We start from the raw sequence: 21,211 nt of genomic DNA, 5'->3' as shown, positions 1-21,211 counted from the left end.
AGAAAGGCTGGCGAAAAGCGGTCTGATAGCCGCATAAAACCTGTTAATTCGCCGGTTTAAAACCTGCAAAACTGCCCTCTCTTGTCATTCGTGGTGACATTTTGTGTCAGCTGGCGACGAGAGGATGATTTGATGTCAATTTACCTATGTGCAGAGATTTAAACGTGCGCTTCCCCCGCTATCCAGAGCTTGGCAGCGAATGAAGAACGGCAAACAATGGTTGCGTCGTTAAAAGCTGAGGCGGCGCGGGCCGCCCCCATGCTTTTCTATGCCGCCGGCGCCCGCAGCATGCTCTTGATGCCGCGGATCGCCTGGCGGATGCGGGCTTCGTTTTCAATCAGGGCAAAGCGCACATATTCGTCGCCGTACTCGCCGAAACCGATGCCGGGCGAGACGCACACCTTGGCTTTTTCCAGAAGCTGCTTGGAAAATTCCAGCGAACCGAGATGGCGGTAGGCTTCCGGGATACGGGCCCAGATGTACATCGAGGCCTTGGGAATGTCGACCATCCAGCCGGCTTCATGCAGGCCCTTGGCCAGCACGTCGCGCCGGCTCTGGTACTTGGCGCAGATCTCCTTGACGCATTGCTGGTCGCCTTCCAGCGCCGCAATCGCCGCCACCTGCACCGGCGTGAAGCTGCCGTAGTCGTGATAGCTCTTGATGCGCGCCAGCGCCGCCACCAGCTCCTTGTTGCCGACCATGAAGCCGATGCGCCAGCCGGCCATGTTGTAGCTCTTCGACAGCGTAAAGAATTCCACCGCGACATCGCGTGCGCCCGGCACCTGCATGATGGAAGGCGCCTGCCAGCCGTCGAACACGATATCGGCATAGGCCAGGTCATGCACCACCAGGATGTTGTGCTCCTTGGCCAGCTTGACCACGCGCTCGAAGAACTCCAGCTCGACGCATTGCGCGGTGGGGTTGGAGGGGAATCCCAGCACCATCATTTTCGGCTTGGGGTAGCTTTCCCGTATCGCCCGCTCCAGTTCGGCGAAGAAGTCCACGCCCGGGCTCATGCGCACCGAACGGATATCGGCGCCGGCGATCACCGCGCCGTAGATGTGGATCGGGTAACTGGGATTCGGCACCAGCACCGTATCGCCGCGATCCAGCGTCGCCAGCATCAGGTGCGCCAGGCCTTCCTTGGAGCCGATGGTGACGATCGCTTCGCTATCGGGATCGAATTCGACGTCATAGCGCTTCTTGTACCAATGGCTGATCGCCCGCCGCAGCCGGGGAATGCCCTTGGAAGCGGAATAGCCATGGGTATCGGGCCGCTGCGATACCTCGATCAGTTTTTCCACGATATGCGGCGGCGTCGCGCCATCGGGATTACCCATCGACATATCGACAATATCCTCGCCACGCCGCCGCGCCGCCATTTTCAGTTCGGCGGTGATGTTGAAAACATAGGGAGGCAAGCGATCGATGCGCGAAAATCTGCGCGGAGTTGGGGATTCAGACATGTTTTTCTCTCACGTAAGCGCCCGGAACCGTCCGAGCGACGTTGGAACAAGAGTCCCGTTGTGCGGGTGTTCCAGCGACGATTCTAGTGAACAACGGAAAAGAGCGCAATGAAGAAAATCACGCATGAAAAAATTCAGAGAAACTGGCCAATACCTCTTCCGGTAAAAAGGCAGGGTTGTTGTTTTTGACGTTGAGGTTGTTTTTGACGTTGAGGTTGCTTTTGACGTTGAGGTTGTTTTTGACGTTGAGGTTGCTTTTGACGTTGAGGTTGCCGTTGCTTTTGAAGTACCCCGCATGCGGACGTTGCCTTCCCTCCGGTCCCCGACGGGGGCCAGTCGGGAATTATGGGACACATGTTTGAGCGAAGCGAGTTTGTGTCCCATCCGACTGGCCCCCGTCTCATTTGGGGACCCGACCGAAGGGAGGGCAACGGCTGTGCGGTCGCCTTTTCTTTGCTTACTTTCTTTTGGCCGGGCCGCGCAGGCAAGCAAAAGAAAGTAAGCGGCTGCCGGGCCGCTCCCGGCTTTTATCCACGGAGTAGCTACCGTTTTACAACCCGCAGACCGTTCTTGGCATGCCAAGACATGTGCTCCGTAGCCCGTTAAATAGGGTCAGAGTAATTTTCGCGAAAGGCCGCGAAAAAAAACTCCGACCCTATTTAACTAAGTTGCCGTTGTTTTTGATATTCCCCGTGCGGAGCTGGCCAAATCAGATCGAACTTAGAATGCCATCGCACGTACCTCGTAGAACGTCAAATGGGGTCAGAGTAATTTTCGCAAAAACCGCGAAAAAAAACTCTGACCCCATTTGACTGCCGTGGAGTAGCGCAATGGTTTGTTCCTTACTTGCTGGCGGCTTTTAGTTTGATGTTGCAGTTCTCTTGCAAGAATTTGATTGCACGCGCGAATTTCAGATCGTCTTCATCGAGCAGGTATTGCTCTGCCTCCGGCAAGAATTCGTCTTCCCACAAGGACAAAAGATTATCCTTGATCTCGAACGGCGCCGCGTCGCGGATGAACGCCAGCACCGCCGCGCTATCGAAACCATGCTCGCGCACGCGCCGGATCATCGCCCGCGCCTCGGTCTCCGACACCGCAGTCTTAGGCTTCACGCCCGCCGCAATACACATGAACACCGTCAAACGCGAATAAGGATCTTCCTTACCCTTGGTCACCTTGTTCCACTCCTTGGAAACCAGCGCGTCAAAGCCGTCCACATCCTCCAGCCCACCCTCCAGCACGAAGTAACGCAATTCGATCCGGTTCAGCAAAGAGTCAAGCGCCACCCCGGCATCCGCCAAAGCATCCTGCTTCTCGATTTCGCGCCGCACCTTGCCGGCTATATCGCGATGCTCGGCCGGCACGTCATCCAGCAATTGCCGAGGAAATTTCAACTTCCCGCCGGCAGCGCAATCGCCACGCACCGCCGCGACCAGCTTGGCAAACCTGACGCGATCAGGAAACTCCTCGGCTGCCGCAAGCCGCACCAGCAAGGCGGTACGAATCACCGTCTCGGCTCCCGCAAACTCCAGCGCCGCGCGCTCCACGCCCATGTCATCGGCAAACCACAAAGCCGCCGCCAGCACCGCTCCAGCCTCCTCGCGCGCTTTCAACTCCTTGCGGTAAGCACTCAGGGAAAAAGGTTTGGCCAGGGTCCGCTCATCCTGGAACTCCTTCTGCCCCTGGCCCTTGGTGTCGCCGAACACAGTGGAATCCGGCAGCGCATGCAATGCCTTCAACATCTCGTTGCCGCCGCGCGAATGCGACAGGAAAGTATTGTCGCGCAAAGATTCCGCAGCCTTCTGCAAGTCGTCGCTAAAGCTGTGCTCCAGGTACAGGCTGATCAGGTTGACGATGCGCTGCCGTGCATTTTCCAGGTCGGTATGCAAGTGGCTGGTGCCAAAGAAAGCGGCCACCTGCACCGTGCCCTTGGCAGCGTCTTCTATCATGGCGCGGCATTTTTCCTGGTCCAGGATGCCGCTCTTGAGGCCGTAGGCAAGCGCCTTTTCAAAGAAAGGCCGCTTGTCGACCAGGTCGATATTCCGTTGTTTGTCGGACATGGGATGCGTCAATTCAGGAACGGTGAAAACAGAAACAACCGAGGCTCAGAGCGCCGACTCTTCGCCGGAATCGGCGATCGCTGCTGGCGCGGCGCCGGCAGCCGGACGTTCGCGCCGCTCCTGCGGTTCCTGCGCCTGCTGTTCCAGCAGTTCCTGTTCGGCTTCGCGCCGCAGGCGTTCCTTCATGCGTTTCTTCAGCACCGGCCAGATCTGCTCGAACATGTCGGCGTGCTCGTGCTTGAGCAGCCAGGTCAGTTCCTTCCAGTCGCGGTCGCTGATTTCCGCCTTGTCGACTTCGTCGCCCTCTTCCATGCGGTTGACGTTGAAAGTATCGTAGGTGACGAAATGCACGACTTCTTCGTCGCGGTCCGACAGATAGTCGATCAGCGCTTCGCAGCCGCCATCGACCTCGCCGATGGCTTCGATGAATTCGCCGGTATGGCTATCGTCGCGGAACAGCACCGCGTTGATCATGCCGCGCAGGCGCACATGGCTATGATCGCCGTACAGACGTTCCATGACCACCGCGCGCGCGAACTGCTCCGGCGTCACCACCAGATTGACCACCGATTCTTTCGAGGTGTCGTATTCGCGGATCACCGCCAGCAAGTCTTTCGGCGGCAGCGTCTCCAGCGCGGCGACCAAAGCGTAGTCGCCCTCGGTCTCGGCCAGGCTGACCAAGGCGAATTCGGCGCCGGCGATATCGCCGTTGCGGATCAGGTTTGCTGCTTTTACTACGAGCGCGTTTGTCATGGCATTACTGTCCAAAAATTTCAGAAATCATTCTCGCCGTCTTGTCGTCCTCGCGCACGCGGGGACCCATTTTACTGAATAAGGTAATCAAAATGGATTCCCGCGTTCGCGGGAATGACGGGGGACTTAATACTAGCCCAGCCGTTCGAAGCCCTGCTCCGCCAGCCAGTCGGCGCCTTCGATCTCAAGGTCGCGGCCGTCTTCTTCACCGTCGTCCTCGACGCCTTCTACCGCGTCGTCCGATTCACCGTGTGCTGACTGGCCGTAGACGCCCTGGTAGCTGCCGTTGCTCTTCTCATACAGGTATTCGAGGCAGACGGTGGTGATCAGGAAGCGCTCGCCGCCCGGCTCCAGCAAGGCGATGTCGGCCAGTTTTTGCGCCCAGGATTCGAACTGCACCGCATCGGCGACGTCGGTCCAGGAAGGAAAGTCGTCCGGCTCGTCGCCCAGCAGCATGGTCAGCTGCTGCGGATTGGTGAAATCGACGCCACCGTGAAAAGCCACCGCCACCATTTCCGGATCGGTTTCTATCATCGGCATCATCAGCGCAAACTGCGCGCGCTTGCTCTTCAGGCGCGAGGTCAGGATATCGTTGCCTTCGGAATCGCTTTGCAGGTCTTCCAGTTCAGCCTGGTAAGCCTTGGTCAAGTCTTCAAAAAAAGCGGAAAGCATCATTGCATAACCTTGTTCATATAAGTGGTCCAGATTTGTCGGGCGCTCTCAAGCGGGTTTTCCAGCAGGCTGCGGCGCCGGTTTTCATCGTATTCCTGGCGTTTCACGGCATCCGACAACAGATCGTAGGCTTCCTGCACATCGCGGAAGCGGGCCGGCGCATCGGGCGCGGTATTCCTGTCGGGGTGAAACTCTGAGGCTTTCTTGCGGTAGGCGTTTTTCAGGGCGCCGCTGCTTGCATCACTGTCTATGCCGAGAACGGCGTAATAATCCTTCATGCGTCCTCACACGTGGGCGTTGACGATCAGGCCGACCGCCGTCTTGTTACTGATGGAATACTTGCGGGGTAAGCATTTGTTGCCGAACGAAAACAAATACTTTAGGAGAGACTGCGGAGGATACACGAGCGCAGGCCGGAAGTCGATGCCGGGCGTCGCTGGAAAACCACGGTTTTCAGCGCCCTCCATAGGCAAGCTGCTGCGCCACGAAGCCATCAAACGCCGTGAGCAGCGGCAGATAACGCCCTTCATTATGCTCCAGTTGCATCAAGGCGTGGCAAGTGGCCTCCAGCGTCGACAACTGGCCGGGGCGGTGGGCTTTACGGATCAGGTAGCGCGAGGCTGGGACATCGTGCAGCGCCAGGCGCGGCAGCTGTTGCAGCAAGGGGTTGAGATAGAGCATTTTCCGGCTCTTGCGCCAGGTGCCGTCGAGCACCACCAGCAGCAATTTTTCCGCTGCAGGCAGCAGCGCCGGATCCAGCTGCGGCGGTGCAGCCAGCTGCAGGCTCTGGTCCTCGGGCGTATCCGGATACAACAAGACAGTGCGGCCGCCAGACGGCGGCTGCAGCAGCGCCTGCAAAGCCGCTTCCGCAAAAACTTCGCCGACCTCCAGCCGGCTGCCGGGCAGGCTCAGCTGCAGCAAGACGGCGCTGCCCTTGGCCTGGCCGACTTCCAGCGGATGCTGCAGGATCAGCAGCTGCACCGCATGCCTGGTCGGTCTGATCCAGCTGCAGATGCAAGTGCGCTGCGGCCGCATGCAGCGGGAACAAATGAGGCGTTTGACGGAATCCGGCTGGGTCATGGCGTAAAGAAAACTATGGCAGCCCCAATTCTAACCACCGTTGGCAGCCGCGTGAGCGCCATACCTCGCATTCAGCACATTAAATTGCTCGAATCCACGACCGTTTCAGCGGCAATCTGTGGTTGGAATCACTGGCATGGCTGGAGAGCGGTATGGTGACACGCCAAGTCGCCGACTTCTTGCCGGCCGAACCTGGCGCCGAACCTACACCTGGGATTTCGGTTTTGCCGCTTTAGCGCGCGCCGCCGATTTCCTTGGCGGCTCTGCCGCCATCGGTGTAATGACAGGTGCGGCCGGCGCCATGTTTCTCTGCGAAGCGCAGGCTTCGTCATGCAGCCAGCCGCGCAAGGCTTGCAGCGGCGCCCAGTCGCGCAGGGCGGGCGGGTACACCAAGAAGTAAGACGCGTAGTCGACATCCGGCGCTAGCCGCTGTTCCGACAATTGCACCAGCAGGCCGTCGCGCAAGGCGTCGGCCACCATGAACTCGCGCCCGAGCGCAATCCCCAGTCCTTGCTCGGCGGCTTGCAGCATCAGGCCGGCATCGCTGAAAGTGGCCACCGGATTGCTGTGCAGCTTGAGTCCGGCTTCGCTGAACCAGCGATCCCAGGATTCGGCGCTGCCCAGCAATGGCTCTTGCGCCAGGGCGGCCACGCTGCCACCTTGCAGACGGCGCGCGGTGGCCGGCGAAGCCACCACCACCAGCGGGCTGTCGATCAGACGTTCATCGCTCAAGCCCGGCCAGCCACCCTTGCCTTGCCTCAGCGCGACGTGGAAACCATCGCGCTGCAAGTCCATCAACTGCTGCGAGGAATGCAGTTCCAGCGCGATGTCGGGATGGCGCTCGCGCCAGCGATGCATGCGCGGCAGCAGCCAGCGCTGCAGGAAGGATGGCATGACCGTCAGCCGCAAGCGTTGCGATGTGCCGACGGCGGTGGCAGCCGCAGCCAGCACGCCGGTGTCAAGTTGCGCTAACGCCGACTCAACGCTGCATAGCAAGGTCTGTCCCGCTTCGTTGAGCACGATGCGGCGGCCGCGCCGCTCGAACAGGGCAAAGCCAAGCTGCTGTTCCAGTACGCCGATCTGCTGGCTGACAGCGCTATGGGTGAGATGCATTTCGAGCGCGGTGGCACGCAGATTCTGCGAGCGGGCGGCGCTGCGGAAGACCGGCAGGGTATGAAGGGGGAGACGGCTCATGCTGGTAAGAATAACTGACCAAGATGGTTAAAACAAGTCGTTTCCCAAGGAAGGTTTGGTTGGATATGCTTACCAATACCGAAGTTGCTTTAAGAAATTATTTAAAAACCCTTCAACTCACCTGTGAGCCCGCCATGAACTGCGCATCGACATCTTGCCAAACTGTTACAGCATTAACTGGTCCGTCCCTCGCCGTATCGGCGCGCTCGCAAAGTGCCACGGACGGCGTCCTGCAAACCCTGCGGCTGGCCATCGGCTGGTGGCAGCAAAGGCTGGAAACCCAGCCAGCCAAGCCGCTGACCACCCTGCATGACTTGAGCGATCATGTGCTGCGCGACATCGGTTATCTGGATGGCACGCAGCCGCGCGAGCACAGCCACCGGGCGCAAGAATACTAATTGCGGTCTAGTCGATGAATCCGCGTGCTCCCTGCATGCCGCCGGTATGCACGGCGAGCATGCGCTCATCCTCGCGAAATGCCTGTGCTTGCTGCAGCTCGCGGAGTGCGTGGAATAATTTTCCGGTATAGACCGGCTCAACCGGCACATCCAGCGCTTGCGTAAAATCGCGGCAAAACTGCCGCAGTTCGGGCGGCGCCTTGCCATAGCCGCCGTGGTGAGCGTCAGTGATCAGCTGATAGTTCTGGTAATCCGGATAGCCGGCTTGCTGCAGCAAGTGGGCAATTTCCTGGCGCAGGTAAGCTGCGTCTTTCAGAACAGCGACGCCGATCACGCGGCCGCGGCCGCGCAAACCCGCAAGAATCCCGGCCAGCGTGGCGCCGGTACCACAAGCGACCATGATCACTTCCGGCATGAACTGCAGCTGCTGCTCGATTTCATCCACCATTTCCGCCACGCCGCGCAGCGCCGCCGGCGCGCTGCCGCCTTCCGGCAGCCAGACATGGTTGTCGCCGGCAGATACGACATGTCGGCGCCAGGCTTGCGCATCTGCGCGCAGCTGGCGATAGTCCTCGCGCGATACGAAGCGGATCTGCATCCCCAGGCGGCGGCAATCGTCCAGCGTCGCGCTTTTCATCTCGGCGGCGCCGCGCACCAGTCCTATGCTCGGCCAGCCGCCGAGGGCGGCGGCGTGCGCCAGCGCATGCAGGTGATTCGACCACGGACCACCCATGGTGACCAGGACCGGATCCCGGCCCTGCAGCGCCAGCAGAGGGTATTTGAGCTTGCGGAACTTGTTGCCGGAAACCTCGGCATGCAGCAGGTCGTCACGCTTGAGCCAGATCCTGCGGCCGAGGAAGGCGCTGCTTTCGATCAGCTGGCAGGGCGAGGGTGAAGCGGGGATCAGCACAACAAGCCGGGACTCAGAGCGGCTCGATGGCGCGCGCGATATCGGCGATCAGTTGATACGAATGCAGGCGCGCCTTGTGCTCGAAGATATCCGAAACAATCATCAGCTCATTGGCGCCGGTGAGCAGCAGAAAGCGCTCGATGCCGGCGCGCACGGTCTCGGGCGAACCGATGATCGAATGCGCCAGCATGTGCGAAGCCTGGGCCTTTTCCAGCGGCGTCCAGTAAGTCTCGATATCGTCGATCGGCGGCTTGCTGAGGCCGCGCACGCCGCGGTGCATGTCGGTGAAAGACATCTGCTGGGTGGTGGCCAGGCGCCGCGCCTCGGCATCGCTGTCGGCGGCGATGATGTTGATGCCGACCATGGCATGTGGCTTGGCTTGCTGGCGCGAGGGCTTGAACTGGGCGCGGTACATCTGCAATGCCATCTCCAGCGAATCAGGGGCGAAATGCGAGGCGAAGGCATACGGCAAGCCAAGTTCCGCCGCCAGCCGGGCGCCAAAAGTACTCGAACCCAGTATCCACAGCGGCACATTGGTGCCGTGGCCCGGCACCGCAACGATGCGCTGGCCGGTCTCGGCCGGCGCCAGGAAAGCCTGCAGCTCCAGCACGTCTTGCGGAAACGATTCGGCGCTGGCCGGATCGCGCCGCAGCGCGCGCGTGGTGGCCTGGTCTGAGCCGGGCGCGCGTCCCAGGCCGAGGTCGATACGTCCGGGGAACAACGAGGCCAGCGTGCCGAATTGCTCGGCAATCACCAGCGGCGAGTGGTTCGGCAGCATGACGCCGCCGGCGCCGACCCGGATCGTGCTGGTGCCGGCCGCCACGTGACCGATGGCGACCGCGGTGGCGGCGCTGGCGATGCCACGCATGTTGTGATGCTCGGCCATCCAGAAACGGGTGTAGTTCCAGCCCTCGGCATGCAGCGCCAGATCGCGCGCATTATCCAGCGCGACGCGGGCATCGCTGCCTTCCCGGATGCGGACCAGGTCCAGAATTGAAATTGGTATCACGGCTACTTCCTTGTTCAGCTGTCAGTGCGGTTTTCGAGTATAGCCGCAGTGCTTTAAGCCTGCTGGCGGCTTGCCGTTTTGACCGCAGATCGTGCGCCGCGGCCGATTATGCGGGCCGTAGCGGGCCACTTGGAGTAAACTTGCAAGCCTGATAGCGGCATTCCAGCCGCGGCCGGGATTTCGTTCCAACTCGCGATTCAACCTCGCGATTTAACCTTGACACTGACGCACCATGAAAATTCTCTATCTGGACTACAACGGCGTGCTGCACGACGCCAAGGTAATCCGCAACCGCAAGCGCGGCCTCTACATCGCCACTCCCGACCGCGCATTCTTTGAGTGGATGCCGATCCTGGAAGAATTGCTGGCGCCTTATCCGGAAGTCAAGATCGTTCTCTCCACCAGCTGGATCCGGGCGCTGGGATTCGACGACACCCGGCAGGAACTGACCGAAAGCCTGCGTGAGCGCGTGATCGGCTCCACTTTCCATCACCCCAAGCTGACGCCGGCGGAATTCGACACCATGCCGCGCGGCATGCAGGTCTGGCGCGACGTCGAGCGGCGCAAGCCGACCAGCTGGCTGGCGCTGGACGACGACGCCTTCGGCTGGCCGGCGGCCTGCCGCGACCATCTGCTGGAAACCAAGGGCAACCTCGGCCTGAGCGATCCGGCCACGCAGGACGCCTTGAAGAAAATGCTGGCAGCGCTGTAATCCGGAAAAACAGACAGGTAGTATAGGAGAGACCGATGCGTCGTAATCTGCACTTGTTGATCATCGACCCGCAAAACGACTTTTGCGATCTCCCGCCCAGCTACCTGCCGGACAACCAGACACCGGCATTGCCGGTGCCCGGCGCCCACGCCGACATGCTGCGCGTGGCCAGCCTGATCGAACGCGGCGGCGCCGGCCTCAACGCCATCAGCGTCACGCTCGATTCGCATCACCGGCTCGATATCGCCCACCCCGGCTTCTGGATGACGGCCAGCAGCGGCACAGTCGCGCCATTTACCCAGATCGCCGCGGCAGACCTCCGCGCCGGCCGCTATTTGCCGCGCGTGGCGGCTGCGTTGCCGCGGCTGCTGCATTACCTGGACCAGCTGGAAGCCGCGGGACGCTACCAGCTGATGATCTGGCCTGTACATTGCGAAATCGGTTCATGGGGACACAATGTCCACACCGATGTGCGGCGCGCCTACAACCGCTGGGAAGAACAGACCTTGCACAGCGTCGCCAAGATCAGCAAGGGCAGCAACCCGTGGACCGAACACTATTCCGCCGTGCAGGCCGAAGTGCCGGATCCGGACGACGCGCTGACGCAGTCGAACCAGACCTTCCTGGACAGCCTGGCCAGCGCCGAGCGCATCTATATCACCGGCGAAGCCGGCAGCCATTGCGTGAAAGCGACCACCGAACATATCGCCGAACACTTCGGCCCACAGCACATGGCAAAACTGGTGCTGGTGACCGATTGCATGAGTCCGGTGAGCGGCTTTGAACAGCAATACAGGGAGTTTGTGGCCGCCATGACGGCGCGCGGAGCACTCACTGCGCAAGCCGCCGATGTACTGGCGGAACTTCAGGAAAACGCGGGCGACTGACCCGGCTGCCAGGAAACGGATCGGCAATCAGCGATGGCCATGGCGGCCTGCACAGGTCGCCGACACAAACCGAGAGGCGAAAAAAAACCCCATGAATTGCTTCAAGGGGCTGGCACTCAGCCGGGCTGAATGACGATTGTTACATTATTTCTTCTTCTTGTTCACAGCATCTTTGAATGCTTTACCAGCTGTGAATTTCACAGTCTTGGCAGCAGCGATCTTGATTGCTTCGCCGGTACGTGGGTTGCGGCCGACACGAGCGGCGCGCTTACCGGAAGAGAACGAACCAAATCCAATCAATTGAACAGTACTGCCTTTGGTAACAGCCTTGATCACATTGTCCACGACGGACTCCAGTGCGCGCTGTGCAGCGGCCTTCGAGATTTCGCAGTCGGTAGCAATGGCGTCGATCAATTCGGTTTTGTTCATTTCGTTAAATCCTCAAAAAAAGTGGTGAGTTGCAAATTCTAGCACCGTATTTGCTTGGAATCGGCGATGTAGACTACCGCAATCGCGGGTTTCAGACAAATTGCTTTTAAAATTCCGCGTGCAGCGGTATATATCTGTAGCACAAAAATCCGTATTTGCGACAAAAAAAGAGAGCTCTCATGCTGAAAATTCTTGGAAAAGCATCGTCCATCAACGTCCGCAAAGTGCTCTGGACCTGCGATGAACTGGGCTTGCCGTTTGAACGGGAGGACTGGGGCAGCGGCTTTCGCGCCACCGACAGCTCCGATTACCTGGCCTTGAATCCGAACGCCATGGTGCCGGTCATCCGCGACGGCGATTTCGTTTTGTGGGAATCGAATGCCATCATCCGCTACCTGGCAACGGCCTATGGCGATGGCCGACTGCTGCCGGCGGCGCCGCGCGAGCGGGCCCGGGTTGAGCAATGGATGGACTGGCAGGCGACCGAACTGAACAATTCCTGGCGCTACGCGTTCGTGGCGCTGGTCCGCAAAAATCCCGATTACAACGATGCCGCGGCGCTGGCGGCTTCGCTGGCCAGCTGGTCACGCCACATCGGCATCCTGGAACAACAGCTGGCGGCTACCAGCGCCTACGTGCTGGGCGACCGCTTCACGCTGGCCGATGTGCCGCTCGGCCTGTCGGTCAACCGCTGGCTGATGACGCCCATGCAGCATGCCGATTACCCGGCTGTGAGCGCCTATTTTGAACGACTCAGCCTGCGTCCCGGCTTTTTGCGGCATGGCCGTAACGGCCTGCCTTGAGCTGGCAGCAGAAGTTCTACAGGGCGTTGATGTCGGCGGCTTCCAGCACTTGCCTGGGACCGCCCTGGCGCGCCAGCCTGATCATGGCGCGGCCGATCTGCTCGGTGCTGGTGATGTGCCTGGGGAAGAGCCGCTTCAGCAGCGGCAGCAACGGCCCGGCGAACAGGTAGAGCAGGCGGTAGGAACGGGTCTTGGAGACCACCCCGTGCAACGGCTGGATCACGCCCGGACGGAACATGAAGGCGGCCTTGACCGGCAAACGCAGCAAGGCGTTTTCGGTGCGCCCCTTGACCCGCGCCCAAATGCTGCTGCCGTGTTCGCTGGAATCGGTGCCGGCGCCGGATACATACGTCAGCGTCAGGCCTGGGCTGGCGGCCGCCACTGTGCTGGCGATGGTCAGCGTGAGATCGTAGGTCAGCGCGCTGTAGCGCGCTTCAGTCATGCCGGCGGACGATACGCCGAGGCAAAGGAAGCAGGCGTCGATATCCTGCAAGGCGCCGGCATGCTCGGCCAGGCGGTTGAGATCGGGCAGCACGATCTGGCGCAGCTTGTCGCTGGCAATGGCCAGCGGCGCGCGGCCGACCACCAGGATTTCTGCGATGCCGTCATCCAGCAGGCACTCGCGCAGCACGCCTTGCCCGACCATGCCGCTGGCGCCAAACAGTATTACTTTCATTGCCTGTCCCGTTCTCGATAGCCGCATGTTCGGCAAATAATTACACCATGCAGTGTAGTTTCTATTTTTTAAAAAGTAAACTGATTGGTGTACAATTCAAAATCCCCCCTCCCGAGATACAACATGAGCACTGTTCCGCGTCTCACCGACCGCAAGCGCGAAGCCATCGTCCAGGCGGCTATCGCCGAATTCCGCAGCAACGGCTTCGAAACCACCAGCATGGACAAGATCGCTGCCCGCGCCGAAGTCTCCAAGCGCACGGTCTACAACCATTTCCCCGGCAAGGAAGAACTGTTTGCGGAAATCCTGACCCGGCTGTGGCAGACCAGCGAGGAGCAAAGCGCTCTCAGCTATCGCCCCGCCAAACCCCTGCGCGGGCAGCTGCGCGAACTGCTGCAATCGAAGATGCGCATGCTCAACGACAGCAACTTCCTCGACCTGGCGCGGGTCGCCATTGCGGCCGCCATCCATTCGCCGGAACGGACCCAGGACATGTTGGCGAGGATGGGCCAGCGGGAAGAAGGCGTCAACACCTGGATCGTCGCGGCGCAGGCTGACGGCCGGCTGAAAGCCGTCGATCCGGCATTCGCCGCGCATCAGCTGCAGAGCCTGCTGAAAACTTTTGCGTTCTGGCCGCAGATTACCTTGGGCCAGCCGCCGCTGAGCGCCGAGATGCAGCAAGAGGTGGTGGATTCGGCAGTAGACATGTTCCTGGCCTACTACCAGCTGCGGGCCGAACGCTGACATCCTCGGCAATCCTGCTTCAGCCGGCGCCCCCGGCCGGCTGCGGCATGCCGCCCGCTTCGGTTTTGCAGCCGGCGAAATCCACGGCCGGCAACGCCACCGGACCATACCACTGGTAGACCCCGGCGAAGCCGCCGGTACGCAAGATCCAGACTCGCTTCTGCTCGGTATTGATCAAGGCAGTATGAGAAAAGCCGTCGCTGACGTGACCGTTCCGGTTGGGCAGCTCCAATGTCAGCAAGGCTTGCGGCCGGCTTTGCTGTTCTGCCGGCAGGCTGACGCGCGGCAGGGTTAGGGTGAAACCGGAGAAGGAAATGCCGTAATGGCTGATCAGCGCATCGGCGACCGCGCAGTTGGCCCGGGCGGGTAGCGCAATGGTGGTGAAGGCGATGGTGAAGATGATTGCCCTGATCATGTCTGCTTCCTTTGAAGGGAATTGCGATCCGGTCATTATGCCAGCCATGCGGCGGCGAATATGTACAGCAAGATAGTGCGGCCCGGCGCGCTGCAAGGCCGCAGCAAACGCATCAGAAATGACGCTTGATGACTTCGCCGAAGGCGTCCGCGGCTGAGCTTCCCTTGAGCATCAGCTCGGTGATTTCCGCCGAATGTTCGCCTATGCCGTCCGGCATGATCTGGCGGTTACTCCTGAAATACTCATACCTTGCGGCGTCAATCAGGTCCTTGGCTTTCATCGCCACCGAACCGGCGCGCGGACTACTGCTGCGGGTAGTGCCGCCGGCACTGCGGGAACTGCTGCTGGTGGAGCGGAAACCGCCGGCGGCGATCGCGGCCTTGATCTGTTCCAGCGAAAAGACCGGCGTGCTGTTGACGCCGACGAATTCATCTTCCTTCGGGTGCAGCAGATGGTTATTACCGTCGAAGGCCATTTTCTTGTCGGAGCTGTTAGTCAACTGATAATACGGGCGCGGCCCCGGGCTGCTCAGTCCAAACTGTACGCGGTCGCCGTACACTTCCATCTTGCCCATGACATCTTTCAGATAGTCAGTTGTCAGGGAATCCATCTTGCCGCTCCAGCGCTTGGTTCTTGTCGTGTTCAAAATGCGTTGCTTCCAATATTGATGGCCGCCCCCGCTGCCCGCCTCCCGAAAGAAGGCGCGCAGTGCGGCGGCGGCCGTTTGTGAATCAAGTTCAAGACGCATTATCCCCCGACATGAATTCCCCGGAACCAGTTACCGCAAAATATAATGTTGCTCGCGGATCATTCCTTGATGCAACCCATGCCCGCCAGCGTGCTGTGCATCGCCTGGTCCCAGCCGGTATGGGGTTCGCTGCCCAGTACCTTGAGCAGGCGCCGATTGTTCATGCGCAGGGGCTGGCGCCACAGATAAGCCATTTCGCGCATTTCGCGCATCACTGGCACGAAGGGCGCCAGCGCCGGCAGCAGCCACCAGGGGAAACTCTTCACTTTCAGGTCCGCGCGGCCGGCGGCACGGCCGATGGCGCCTACCATCCGCGTGCCGTCGGCATCCCAGTGGCCCTGCATGTGGAAGGTATCGAAGGCGGCCAGGGCTTCTTCACGCTCGACCAGCTGCATCATGGTTTCCGCCACATCAGGCAGATAGGCCCATTGATGGCCGATGCCGCGCTTGCCGGGATAGGTTACCGCGGTCACCGGCTGGCCCGGCTTCAGCATGCCTTGCGAAAGCCAGGCATTGGCCATGTGCGGTCCGAAAAAATCGCCGGCGCGCACCACCAGGGAGCGCACGCCGGCTTGCGCCGCGCTGCGCAGCCGCTGTTCCATCTGGACCCGGATCGCCCCTTTGCGGGTGACCGGATTTTGCGGCGAGCTCTCGCTCAGATCGGGAAAGGCGTCGGCGCCGTAGTTGTAGACGGTGCCGGGCAGGATGATGCGCGCGCCGCTGACACGGGCGGCGGCAATGCTGTTATCTATCATCGGCAGCACCAGCTGGCCCCAGTTGCGGTAGCCCGGCGGGTTGACGGCGTGGACGATGATGGCGGCGCCCTCGGCGGCGGCGGCGACATCGGCCTGCTGCATGGCGTCGCCCTGGCGCCAGTCGATGCCGCTGCTGTCGGCGGCGGCCGTCTGGGCGGCGCGCCGGTGCAGCGCGCGCACCTCCCAGCCGCGCTGCAGCAGCTTTTGCGCCATGGCGTTGCCGATGCCGCCGGTGGCGCCGAGGACCAGCGCGATCTTGCGTGATGCTGGCGGAGTTGCTGATGTTGCTGGATTTACTGAAGTTGGCTGTTGCATGATGATCTCCTTGGATTAAGAAAACAGGAGTACAGCGTAACAGCGGCGAGATTAGTTTAAAATTGGCTATCTGAACATATCGGCTATACATATTTGTATGACTACCCAAGAACCCGGATGGGATCTGTACCGTGCATTCCTGGCCGTGCTGGAAGAAGGCTCGCTGTCCGGCGGCGCCCGCAGCCTGGGTTTGACCCAGCCCACCGTCGGCCGCCAGATCGAAGCACTGGAGCAGGCGCTCGGGGTCAAGCTGTTCATCCGTTCGCAAACCGGGCTGGCGCCGACCGACATCGCCCTCAGCCTGCGCCCCTTCGCCGATAATCTGCGCGTCACCGCCAATGCGCTGCGGCGCGCCTCGACCGCCGCCAGCCAGCGCGGCACGGTGCGCATCACGGTGTCGGACGTGGTCGGCGCCGAAGTCTTGCCGCCTATCCTGACCGCTCTGCGCGAAGCGCGTCCCGACATCAGCATTGAACTAGTGCTGTCGAACCGCACCCAGGACCTGCTGCAGCGCGACGCCGACATCGCCGTGCGCATGGTGCAGCCGAGCCAGGGCGCGCTGGTGGCGCGCAAGGTCGGTGCGATTCCGCTCGGCCTGTTTGCGCACCGCCGCTACCTGGAACAGGCCGGCATGCCGGCCAACGTCGGCGAACTCAAACAGCATGCCCTGATCGGCTTCGACCAGGAAACCAGCTACATCCGCGCCATGCAAAAGCGCGGCCTGCAGCTCTCGCGCGAGATGTTCTCGCTATGCACCGACAATCAGCTGGCGCAGCTGGCGGCGATCCGCGCCGGCTACGGCATCGGCATGTGCCAGACGCCGCTGGCGCGCCACAATCCTGATTTGCAGCCGGTGCTGGCCGGCGCCGTCACGAGCGAGCTGGAAACCTGGATCGTCATGCACGAGGACCTGCGCTCCAGCGAACGCTGCCGGATCGCCTTCGATGCCCTGGTGGCCGGCGTTTCCAGCTATATTGCACAAGCCACCTGACCACAAGCCGACCATCATGTCCCTGCACATCACCCCTTTGCTGCCCGCCGCGCTACCCCTGCTGCAAGACCTCTGGAACCGGCAGCTGGCGCCGCACCTGGTGCACACGCTAGCCCATGACTTGCAGAGTCCTGGCCGTGCGCACGGCCAGAACGCGGTCATGATCTGGCGCGCCGAACAGGTGGCGGGATGCGTGGGTTGGATCACACTCGGCATCGCTGAAGACGGCTGCGCCTATGGCTCGCCCCTGATTGCGGCTGATGTCGAGGTCGCCACGGCCTTGATCGGCGTCGTCAGCGAAGAAGTCCGCGCGGCCGGCGCGCAAAGGCTGCGCATCAGTGTGCGGGCCGGTGAAAACGCCAAGCGCGAAGGCTTGCAGCAGGCCGGGTTCAGCGCCTTGTTCGAGTTTGTGAATTTTTCCCACGCCTTGCCGTTGGCCGCCGCGCCTGGCTTGGCGGCAGGCTTGCATGCAGTGGACAGCGGCGCCATCGACTGGGACAGGCTGCACGCCTGTTATGCGGAGACGTTTGCCCACGTGCCGAATTCGCCGATTCCCGCAGTCGCCGCCTTGCGCGAAGAATGGCTGGCGGCAAACCCGCAAGCCAGCCTGGTGCTGGCGGATGCAAGCGGCGAGTATCAAGCCTTCGCGCTGGTCGACGGCTGCAGCGTCGAAGGCGTCGGCGTACGCCATGGCTGGCGCGGCAGGGGACTGGCCGAGCAGCTGTATCAGCTGGCCGCAGCACAGCTGGCTGGCCAGGGCGAAACCGAAATCCGGGCGCTGGTCGCCGCCGGCAATGCAGCGTCGATGCGGCTGCATGAGAAGCTCGGCTTCACCGAATATGCGCCGCGCTGGACCGTCTACGAACTGCGCTTGTGATCCTCGCTTGCTACGGCCGGCTTGAGAGGATTGTGCCTGCCAGCGAGGATGTTGACCATGAAGCGCGCTCTAGCGGTAAGCGTATCCCAAGCCCAGCGACAGGTCGCGCGCGCGCTGCACCACCAGGTCGATGAAGCCTTGCAGGTTGTCGGCGTTGATGCGGCTGGCCGGGCCGGCGACGCTGAGCGAGGCGATCACTGCGCCGTCGGCATCCATGATGGGGGCGGCGATCGCCACCGCGCCGCTGGAACGTTCGGCGAAAGACACCGCGTAGCCCTGCGCCAGCACCTGCTGCAGTTCTTGTTCCAGGGCGTGGCGGTCGACGATGGTGTTGTCGGTAAAGCGGGTCAGCGCACCGGCCAGCACTGCATCTTGCACCGCCTGCGGCGCGTGCGCCAGCAGCACCTTGCCGGAGGCGCCGGCATACAGCGGCCGGCGATTGCCGACATCGGTATGGACCCGGATCGCCTGGGTCGATTCCCAGCGCGCCACGCACACCATTTCCAGGCCGTCGCGCACCCGCACCTGGACGTTTTCATTACAGATGCCGCCGATATCGCGCAGATGGCTGCGCGCCACCCGCACCAGGCTGACCTGTTCCTGGGCGGCGACGCCCAGATACAGCGCCTTGTAGCCCAAGTGGTAAGTCGGCGTATCGCCTGCGCGATGCAGCAGCCCGCGCTGTTCCAGCGTATACAGCAGGCGGAAGGTACGCGCCTTGGTATTGCCGGAGCGGACCGAGAGCTCGGTCACCCCGAGTCCCGGGCTTTGCGCCACCAGCAACAGCAGCGCCAGTGCTTCATCTACTGCGGCAACGGTATAGTCGGCCATGCTTCCTGCTTCTGATCAGATTAGTTTTTCGCTAGTGTCCTGGGTCAGAAGTTCGTTGAGTGAGAAAAGTGATGAAATCGCTGTCAGGCTAGACGCAAAACGGAGCAAGGGTGTGGTCCCTTGCGAGTATTTGCAACGACGCATGACAGCGATTTCATCGCTTTTCTTCAACGAATTTCTGATTCAGGGCACTAATATACCTCGACATGGCTTCCGCGAGTTGGGTGAGATGGTTCTGCAGCTGTACGAAGCCGGCGCTGCGCTCCAGGCTTTGCTCGTTCATGTACAGCGCGCGGTTGATTTCTATCTGCATGCTGTTGCGGCCGTGCTGTGGATCGCCGTAGGCGCGCACCAGTTCGGCGCCGCGATAGGGATCGTTGATCTTGACTATATAGCCCAGCGCCTGCAGCTGCTGCGCCACCCATTGCGTAAAGGCCGGATTGGCGGCGCTGCCGTCGCGGTCGCCCAGCACGAAATCCGGGCGGCGCGCGCCGTTGTCGATATTCATGGCGTTGCCGACCGACTTCATGGAATGGCAATCGATATGCCAGACCTGGCCATAACGCGCGTGGGCGTTGTCGATCAACTGCTTCAGCTGCACATGGTAGGGATCATAATAATGTTCGATGCGCTGCTGCACCTCGGCCACGCTCAGCTTGCGCTCATACATCGGCACGCCGGGCAAGGCATAGCGGCGGATCAGCCCCATCCCGGCCTTGCTTTTTTCAGACACCTGGATAGGCTGCGGCCAGGGCTGCTCCAGCAGTTCCGGATCGATGTCGCCGCGGGCGCGGTTGAAATCGATGTAGCTGCGGTGCACGCCGGCCGCCAGCAATGTGGCGCCGGATTGCGGCGCACCGCTCCAGAGTTCGTCGACATAGGCGTCCCAGCCTGACATCAGGGCTTCTTGCGGCGCGCTGGCGCGCATGTCGAGCGGACAGAATCGGCTGCTGTGCGGCGAATCGAAGATCAGCGGAATCTGTTTGCTGTGCTCCGGCCGGATGAGGAAATACGTGTCTTGCATGATCGTGCCTTACTCTAAAAACTACGGCTCAATAGCCGCTATAAACCGCAAACGCCATGAAGGCCATCGCCAGCAGCGTGAAGACGGCGAACAGCGGCAGGATGAAACGCAGCCAGGCGCCATAGCCGACCTTGCCGGTCGCCAGGTAAGCCAGCAGCATGCCGGAAGTCGGCGTCACCATATTGGTCAGGCCGTTGCCGAACAGGAAAGCCAGCACCACGCTCTGGCCGCTGACGCCGGACAGATGGCCGATCGGACCGAGAATCGGCATGCTGATGGCGGCCTTGCCGGAGGTCGAGGGAATCAGCACATCGAGCAGCATCTGCACCAGGATCATGCCTTCCGCCGCAAACAGCCGGCCGCGTCCTTCGACGATGGCCGCCAGGTGATAGATCACGGTGTCCAGCACCAGACTGTCATGCAGTATGATTTCAATCGCCTTGGCCAGGCCGATCAGCAAACCCGCCAGCATCATGCCCTTCATGCCTTCGACAAAAGCGTCGCAGGCGGTGCGCACCGACATGCCGGCGGCGATGGCGATGATGATGCCTTCAAAGATGTAGCAAGTGCCGAGCTGAATATCGCCCCATTTCCAGACGCTGGTGCCGACCACCAGCGCAATCACGCTGACGCCCACCACCGTCAGCACGAAACGGTGCGACAGCGACAGCCGCTGGGTGTGATCGAGCGCGGCCGGCACGCTATAGCCCTGGCGCTTGACGTAATACAGAAGATAGGCGATGCCGATCGCCAGGAATAGCACGAACACCGCCAGCCGCAAACCGGCGCCGCTCAATAGTGGGACCTGCACGATAGGCTGTGCGATCACCAGCGCCAGCGGATTGGTGACCGACGCCAGGTAGCCGACCTTGGCCGCGATCGCCACCAGCGCGGTGGCGTACAGCGGCCCCAGGCTGAGCCGTTGCGCCAGGATCAGCATCATCGGGATGATCACCAGGTATTCCGAAATCAGTCCGAGAAACGTGCTGCCGGCAGCGATGGCGATCATCAGTACCGGCGTCAGCAAATAGACATTGCCGCCGGTGCGCGCCAGCAGGCGGTCGATGCCGGCATCCAGCGCGCCGCTTTTGCGCAGTACGCCGAACATGCCGCCGATGAACATGATCATGAAAATCAGCGGCGCGCTCTTGGCAAGGCCGGCCGGAATCGCCGCCATCGCCGAAAACAGGCTGGCGGGATAGGCTTGCTGGGTGTTGCTGGCGGCTGGGCTGGCGGCCAGCAACGATGTCAGGTCGCGCTGCTTGGCGATCAGCTGGTAGGTGCCGGGCACCACCAGCTTGGCCTGGCGCTGGAACTGTCCCGAATCCAGGAGATAAGTCAGGCCGACCGCCACCAGCATGATCAGCAGCATCATCGCCACCGGATGCAGCATGCGGCTTTTGCCGTGCGCGTCCTGTTTTTCGCTTTCGATGCTGCTTGCCATACTGATCTCCGTCGGCCG

24 protein-coding genes are annotated in these 21,211 nt (G+C 61.4%); 7 read left to right on the top strand and 17 right to left on the bottom strand.

Translation table 11 applies throughout. The annotated features are described in order from the left end of the window. Positions 1 to 266 precede the first annotated feature (266 nt). From alaC to CPter91_RS00430, 7 genes are all read right to left on the bottom strand, one after another. Positions 267 to 1,466, bottom strand: a complete 1,200-nt coding sequence (gene alaC, locus CPter91_RS00465; protein WP_061935510.1) for an alanine transaminase — start codon at positions 1,464 to 1,466, stop codon at positions 267 to 269. 842 nt (positions 1,467 to 2,308) lie between these two features. Continuing rightward, entirely contained in the window at positions 2,309 to 3,526 is a 1,218-nt protein-coding gene (locus tag CPter91_RS00460) for a hypothetical protein (protein ID WP_061935508.1), read from the bottom strand. Between the two features lie 45 nt (positions 3,527 to 3,571). Beyond that, positions 3,572 to 4,279 (bottom strand): hypothetical protein, encoded by a 708-nt coding sequence (locus tag CPter91_RS00455; protein ID WP_061935506.1) that lies wholly within the window; start codon positions 4,277 to 4,279, stop codon positions 3,572 to 3,574. Between the two features lie 132 nt (positions 4,280 to 4,411). Then, entirely contained in the window at positions 4,412 to 4,954 is a 543-nt protein-coding gene (locus CPter91_RS00450; protein WP_061935504.1) for a hypothetical protein, read from the bottom strand. After that, positions 4,951 to 5,229, bottom strand: coding sequence for a DnaJ domain-containing protein (locus tag CPter91_RS00445; RefSeq protein WP_061935502.1), 279 nt, complete (start codon positions 5,227 to 5,229; stop codon positions 4,951 to 4,953). The genes CPter91_RS00450 and CPter91_RS00445 overlap by 4 nt, the downstream gene beginning before the upstream one ends. Positions 5,230 to 5,404: 175 nt before the next feature. Next, positions 5,405 to 6,031: a tRNA-uridine aminocarboxypropyltransferase gene (locus CPter91_RS00435; protein WP_061935497.1), complete on the bottom strand. Its 627-nt coding sequence runs from the start codon at positions 6,029 to 6,031 to the stop codon at positions 5,405 to 5,407. Positions 6,032 to 6,235: 204 nt separating this feature from the next. Next, positions 6,236 to 7,237, bottom strand: coding sequence for a LysR substrate-binding domain-containing protein (locus tag CPter91_RS00430; protein ID WP_082792489.1), 1,002 nt, complete (start codon positions 7,235 to 7,237; stop codon positions 6,236 to 6,238). 47 nt (positions 7,238 to 7,284) lie between these two features. Here CPter91_RS00430 and CPter91_RS00425 point away from each other — a divergent pair, with 47 nt between their 5' ends. Then, positions 7,285 to 7,623, top strand: a complete 339-nt coding sequence (locus tag CPter91_RS00425; protein WP_150119586.1) for a hypothetical protein — start codon at positions 7,285 to 7,287, stop codon at positions 7,621 to 7,623. A gap of 7 nt (positions 7,624 to 7,630) precedes the next feature. On the opposite strand, the gene CPter91_RS00420 is transcribed toward CPter91_RS00425, so the two are convergent. After that, a complete protein-coding gene (locus CPter91_RS00420) occupies positions 7,631 to 8,533 on the bottom strand; it encodes a 1-aminocyclopropane-1-carboxylate deaminase/D-cysteine desulfhydrase (RefSeq protein ID WP_061935488.1) in 903 nt (300 codons plus the stop codon). Between the two features lie 13 nt (positions 8,534 to 8,546). Next, on the bottom strand, positions 8,547 to 9,542 hold the full coding sequence (locus CPter91_RS00415; RefSeq protein ID WP_061935485.1) for an LLM class flavin-dependent oxidoreductase: 996 nt from the start codon (positions 9,540 to 9,542) through the stop codon (positions 8,547 to 8,549). A 232-nt stretch (positions 9,543 to 9,774) separates the two neighbouring features. On the opposite strand from CPter91_RS00415, the gene CPter91_RS00410 reads away from it, so the two are divergent. Then, positions 9,775 to 10,254, top strand: coding sequence for an HAD domain-containing protein (locus CPter91_RS00410; protein WP_061935482.1), 480 nt, complete (start codon positions 9,775 to 9,777; stop codon positions 10,252 to 10,254). Between the two features lie 35 nt (positions 10,255 to 10,289). Further along, entirely contained in the window at positions 10,290 to 11,141 is an 852-nt protein-coding gene (locus tag CPter91_RS00405) for a cysteine hydrolase family protein (RefSeq protein WP_061935479.1), read from the top strand. A 144-nt stretch (positions 11,142 to 11,285) separates the two neighbouring features. Here the strand turns inward: CPter91_RS00405 and CPter91_RS00400 are convergent, their stop codons facing one another. Next, positions 11,286 to 11,570: an HU family DNA-binding protein gene (locus CPter91_RS00400; protein WP_061935477.1), complete on the bottom strand. Its 285-nt coding sequence runs from the start codon at positions 11,568 to 11,570 to the stop codon at positions 11,286 to 11,288. Between the two features lie 179 nt (positions 11,571 to 11,749). Here CPter91_RS00400 and CPter91_RS00395 point away from each other — a divergent pair, with 179 nt between their 5' ends. Beyond that, entirely contained in the window at positions 11,750 to 12,373 is a 624-nt protein-coding gene (locus tag CPter91_RS00395; RefSeq protein ID WP_061935474.1) for a glutathione S-transferase family protein, read from the top strand. A 16-nt stretch (positions 12,374 to 12,389) separates the two neighbouring features. Here CPter91_RS00395 and CPter91_RS00390 read toward each other — a convergent pair whose 3' ends face one another. Further along, positions 12,390 to 13,049 (bottom strand): Rossmann-fold NAD(P)-binding domain-containing protein, encoded by a 660-nt coding sequence (locus CPter91_RS00390; protein ID WP_061935471.1) that lies wholly within the window; start codon positions 13,047 to 13,049, stop codon positions 12,390 to 12,392. 123 nt (positions 13,050 to 13,172) lie between these two features. On the opposite strand from CPter91_RS00390, the gene CPter91_RS00385 reads away from it, so the two are divergent. Next, the gene (locus CPter91_RS00385) at positions 13,173 to 13,793 is read left to right on the top strand and encodes a TetR/AcrR family transcriptional regulator (protein WP_061935469.1); all 621 of its coding nucleotides are present in this window, start codon (positions 13,173 to 13,175) and stop codon (positions 13,791 to 13,793) included. Positions 13,794 to 13,812: 19 nt separating this feature from the next. On the opposite strand, the gene CPter91_RS00380 is transcribed toward CPter91_RS00385, so the two are convergent. From CPter91_RS00380 to CPter91_RS00370, 3 genes are all read right to left on the bottom strand, one after another. After that, entirely contained in the window at positions 13,813 to 14,208 is a 396-nt protein-coding gene (locus CPter91_RS00380; protein ID WP_061935467.1) for a hypothetical protein, read from the bottom strand. A 112-nt stretch (positions 14,209 to 14,320) separates the two neighbouring features. Further along, positions 14,321 to 14,854 (bottom strand): hypothetical protein, encoded by a 534-nt coding sequence (locus CPter91_RS00375; RefSeq protein WP_061945669.1) that lies wholly within the window; start codon positions 14,852 to 14,854, stop codon positions 14,321 to 14,323. A gap of 161 nt (positions 14,855 to 15,015) precedes the next feature. Next, on the bottom strand, positions 15,016 to 16,026 hold the full coding sequence (locus tag CPter91_RS00370) for an SDR family NAD(P)-dependent oxidoreductase (protein ID WP_061935465.1): 1,011 nt from the start codon (positions 16,024 to 16,026) through the stop codon (positions 15,016 to 15,018). Between the two features lie 97 nt (positions 16,027 to 16,123). On the opposite strand from CPter91_RS00370, the gene CPter91_RS00365 reads away from it, so the two are divergent. After that, positions 16,124 to 17,017 (top strand): LysR family transcriptional regulator, encoded by an 894-nt coding sequence (locus tag CPter91_RS00365; RefSeq protein WP_061935463.1) that lies wholly within the window; start codon positions 16,124 to 16,126, stop codon positions 17,015 to 17,017. 16 nt (positions 17,018 to 17,033) lie between these two features. After that, positions 17,034 to 17,894, top strand: coding sequence for a GNAT family N-acetyltransferase (locus tag CPter91_RS00360; protein ID WP_061935461.1), 861 nt, complete (start codon positions 17,034 to 17,036; stop codon positions 17,892 to 17,894). Between the two features lie 69 nt (positions 17,895 to 17,963). Here CPter91_RS00360 and CPter91_RS00355 read toward each other — a convergent pair whose 3' ends face one another. The 3 genes from CPter91_RS00355 to CPter91_RS00345 all read right to left on the bottom strand — a co-directional run bounded on the left by CPter91_RS00355 (position 17,964) and on the right by CPter91_RS00345 (position 21,193). Further along, complete coding sequence (locus CPter91_RS00355; RefSeq protein WP_061935459.1) at positions 17,964 to 18,725, bottom strand: IclR family transcriptional regulator; 762 nt, start codon at positions 18,723 to 18,725, stop codon at positions 17,964 to 17,966. Positions 18,726 to 18,879: 154 nt separating this feature from the next. Next, entirely contained in the window at positions 18,880 to 19,749 is an 870-nt protein-coding gene (locus CPter91_RS00350) for an N-formylglutamate amidohydrolase (protein WP_061935457.1), read from the bottom strand. A 28-nt stretch (positions 19,750 to 19,777) separates the two neighbouring features. Beyond that, positions 19,778 to 21,193: a YfcC family protein gene (locus tag CPter91_RS00345; protein WP_061935454.1), complete on the bottom strand. Its 1,416-nt coding sequence runs from the start codon at positions 21,191 to 21,193 to the stop codon at positions 19,778 to 19,780. Positions 21,194 to 21,211 lie beyond the last annotated feature (18 nt).

The sequence above is a fragment of the Collimonas pratensis genome, assembly GCF_001584185.1.
In the GTDB taxonomy this organism is placed as follows: Bacteria; Pseudomonadota; Gammaproteobacteria; order Burkholderiales; family Burkholderiaceae_D; genus Collimonas; species Collimonas pratensis.
The sequence above is the reverse complement of the archived record's forward strand: the minus strand, read 5'-3'. Positions and strand labels throughout refer to the sequence as shown.

Excerpts from the sequence above, each read along its gene's own strand:
- CPter91_RS00400 (WP_061935477.1), bottom strand. The coding sequence starts at position 11,570 with ATGAACAAAACCGAATTGATCGACGCCATTGCTACCGACTGCGAAATC.
- CPter91_RS00410 (WP_061935482.1), top strand. The coding sequence starts at position 9,775 with ATGAAAATTCTCTATCTGGACTACAACGGCGTGCTGCACGACGCCAAG.
- CPter91_RS00455 (WP_061935506.1), bottom strand. The coding sequence starts at position 4,279 with ATGACAAACGCGCTCGTAGTAAAAGCAGCAAACCTGATCCGCAACGGC.
- CPter91_RS00370 (WP_061935465.1), bottom strand. The coding sequence starts at position 16,026 with ATGCAACAGCCAACTTCAGTAAATCCAGCAACATCAGCAACTCCGCCA.
- CPter91_RS00450 (WP_061935504.1), bottom strand. The coding sequence starts at position 4,954 with ATGATGCTTTCCGCTTTTTTTGAAGACTTGACCAAGGCTTACCAGGCT.
- CPter91_RS00365 (WP_061935463.1), top strand. The coding sequence starts at position 16,124 with ATGACTACCCAAGAACCCGGATGGGATCTGTACCGTGCATTCCTGGCC.
- CPter91_RS00460 (WP_061935508.1), bottom strand. The coding sequence starts at position 3,526 with ATGTCCGACAAACAACGGAATATCGACCTGGTCGACAAGCGGCCTTTC.
- CPter91_RS00350 (WP_061935457.1), bottom strand. The coding sequence starts at position 19,749 with ATGCAAGACACGTATTTCCTCATCCGGCCGGAGCACAGCAAACAGATT.
- CPter91_RS00345 (WP_061935454.1), bottom strand. The coding sequence starts at position 21,193 with ATGGCAAGCAGCATCGAAAGCGAAAAACAGGACGCGCACGGCAAAAGC.
- CPter91_RS00405 (WP_061935479.1), top strand. The coding sequence starts at position 10,290 with ATGCGTCGTAATCTGCACTTGTTGATCATCGACCCGCAAAACGACTTT.
- CPter91_RS00385 (WP_061935469.1), top strand. The coding sequence starts at position 13,173 with ATGAGCACTGTTCCGCGTCTCACCGACCGCAAGCGCGAAGCCATCGTC.
- CPter91_RS00395 (WP_061935474.1), top strand. The coding sequence starts at position 11,750 with ATGCTGAAAATTCTTGGAAAAGCATCGTCCATCAACGTCCGCAAAGTG.
- CPter91_RS00360 (WP_061935461.1), top strand. The coding sequence starts at position 17,034 with ATGTCCCTGCACATCACCCCTTTGCTGCCCGCCGCGCTACCCCTGCTG.
- alaC (WP_061935510.1), bottom strand. The coding sequence starts at position 1,466 with ATGTCTGAATCCCCAACTCCGCGCAGATTTTCGCGCATCGATCGCTTG.
- CPter91_RS00435 (WP_061935497.1), bottom strand. The coding sequence starts at position 6,031 with ATGACCCAGCCGGATTCCGTCAAACGCCTCATTTGTTCCCGCTGCATG.
- CPter91_RS00390 (WP_061935471.1), bottom strand. The coding sequence starts at position 13,049 with ATGAAAGTAATACTGTTTGGCGCCAGCGGCATGGTCGGGCAAGGCGTG.
- CPter91_RS00380 (WP_061935467.1), bottom strand. The coding sequence starts at position 14,208 with ATGATCAGGGCAATCATCTTCACCATCGCCTTCACCACCATTGCGCTA.
- CPter91_RS00355 (WP_061935459.1), bottom strand. The coding sequence starts at position 18,725 with ATGGCCGACTATACCGTTGCCGCAGTAGATGAAGCACTGGCGCTGCTG.
- CPter91_RS00445 (WP_061935502.1), bottom strand. The coding sequence starts at position 5,229 with ATGAAGGATTATTACGCCGTTCTCGGCATAGACAGTGATGCAAGCAGC.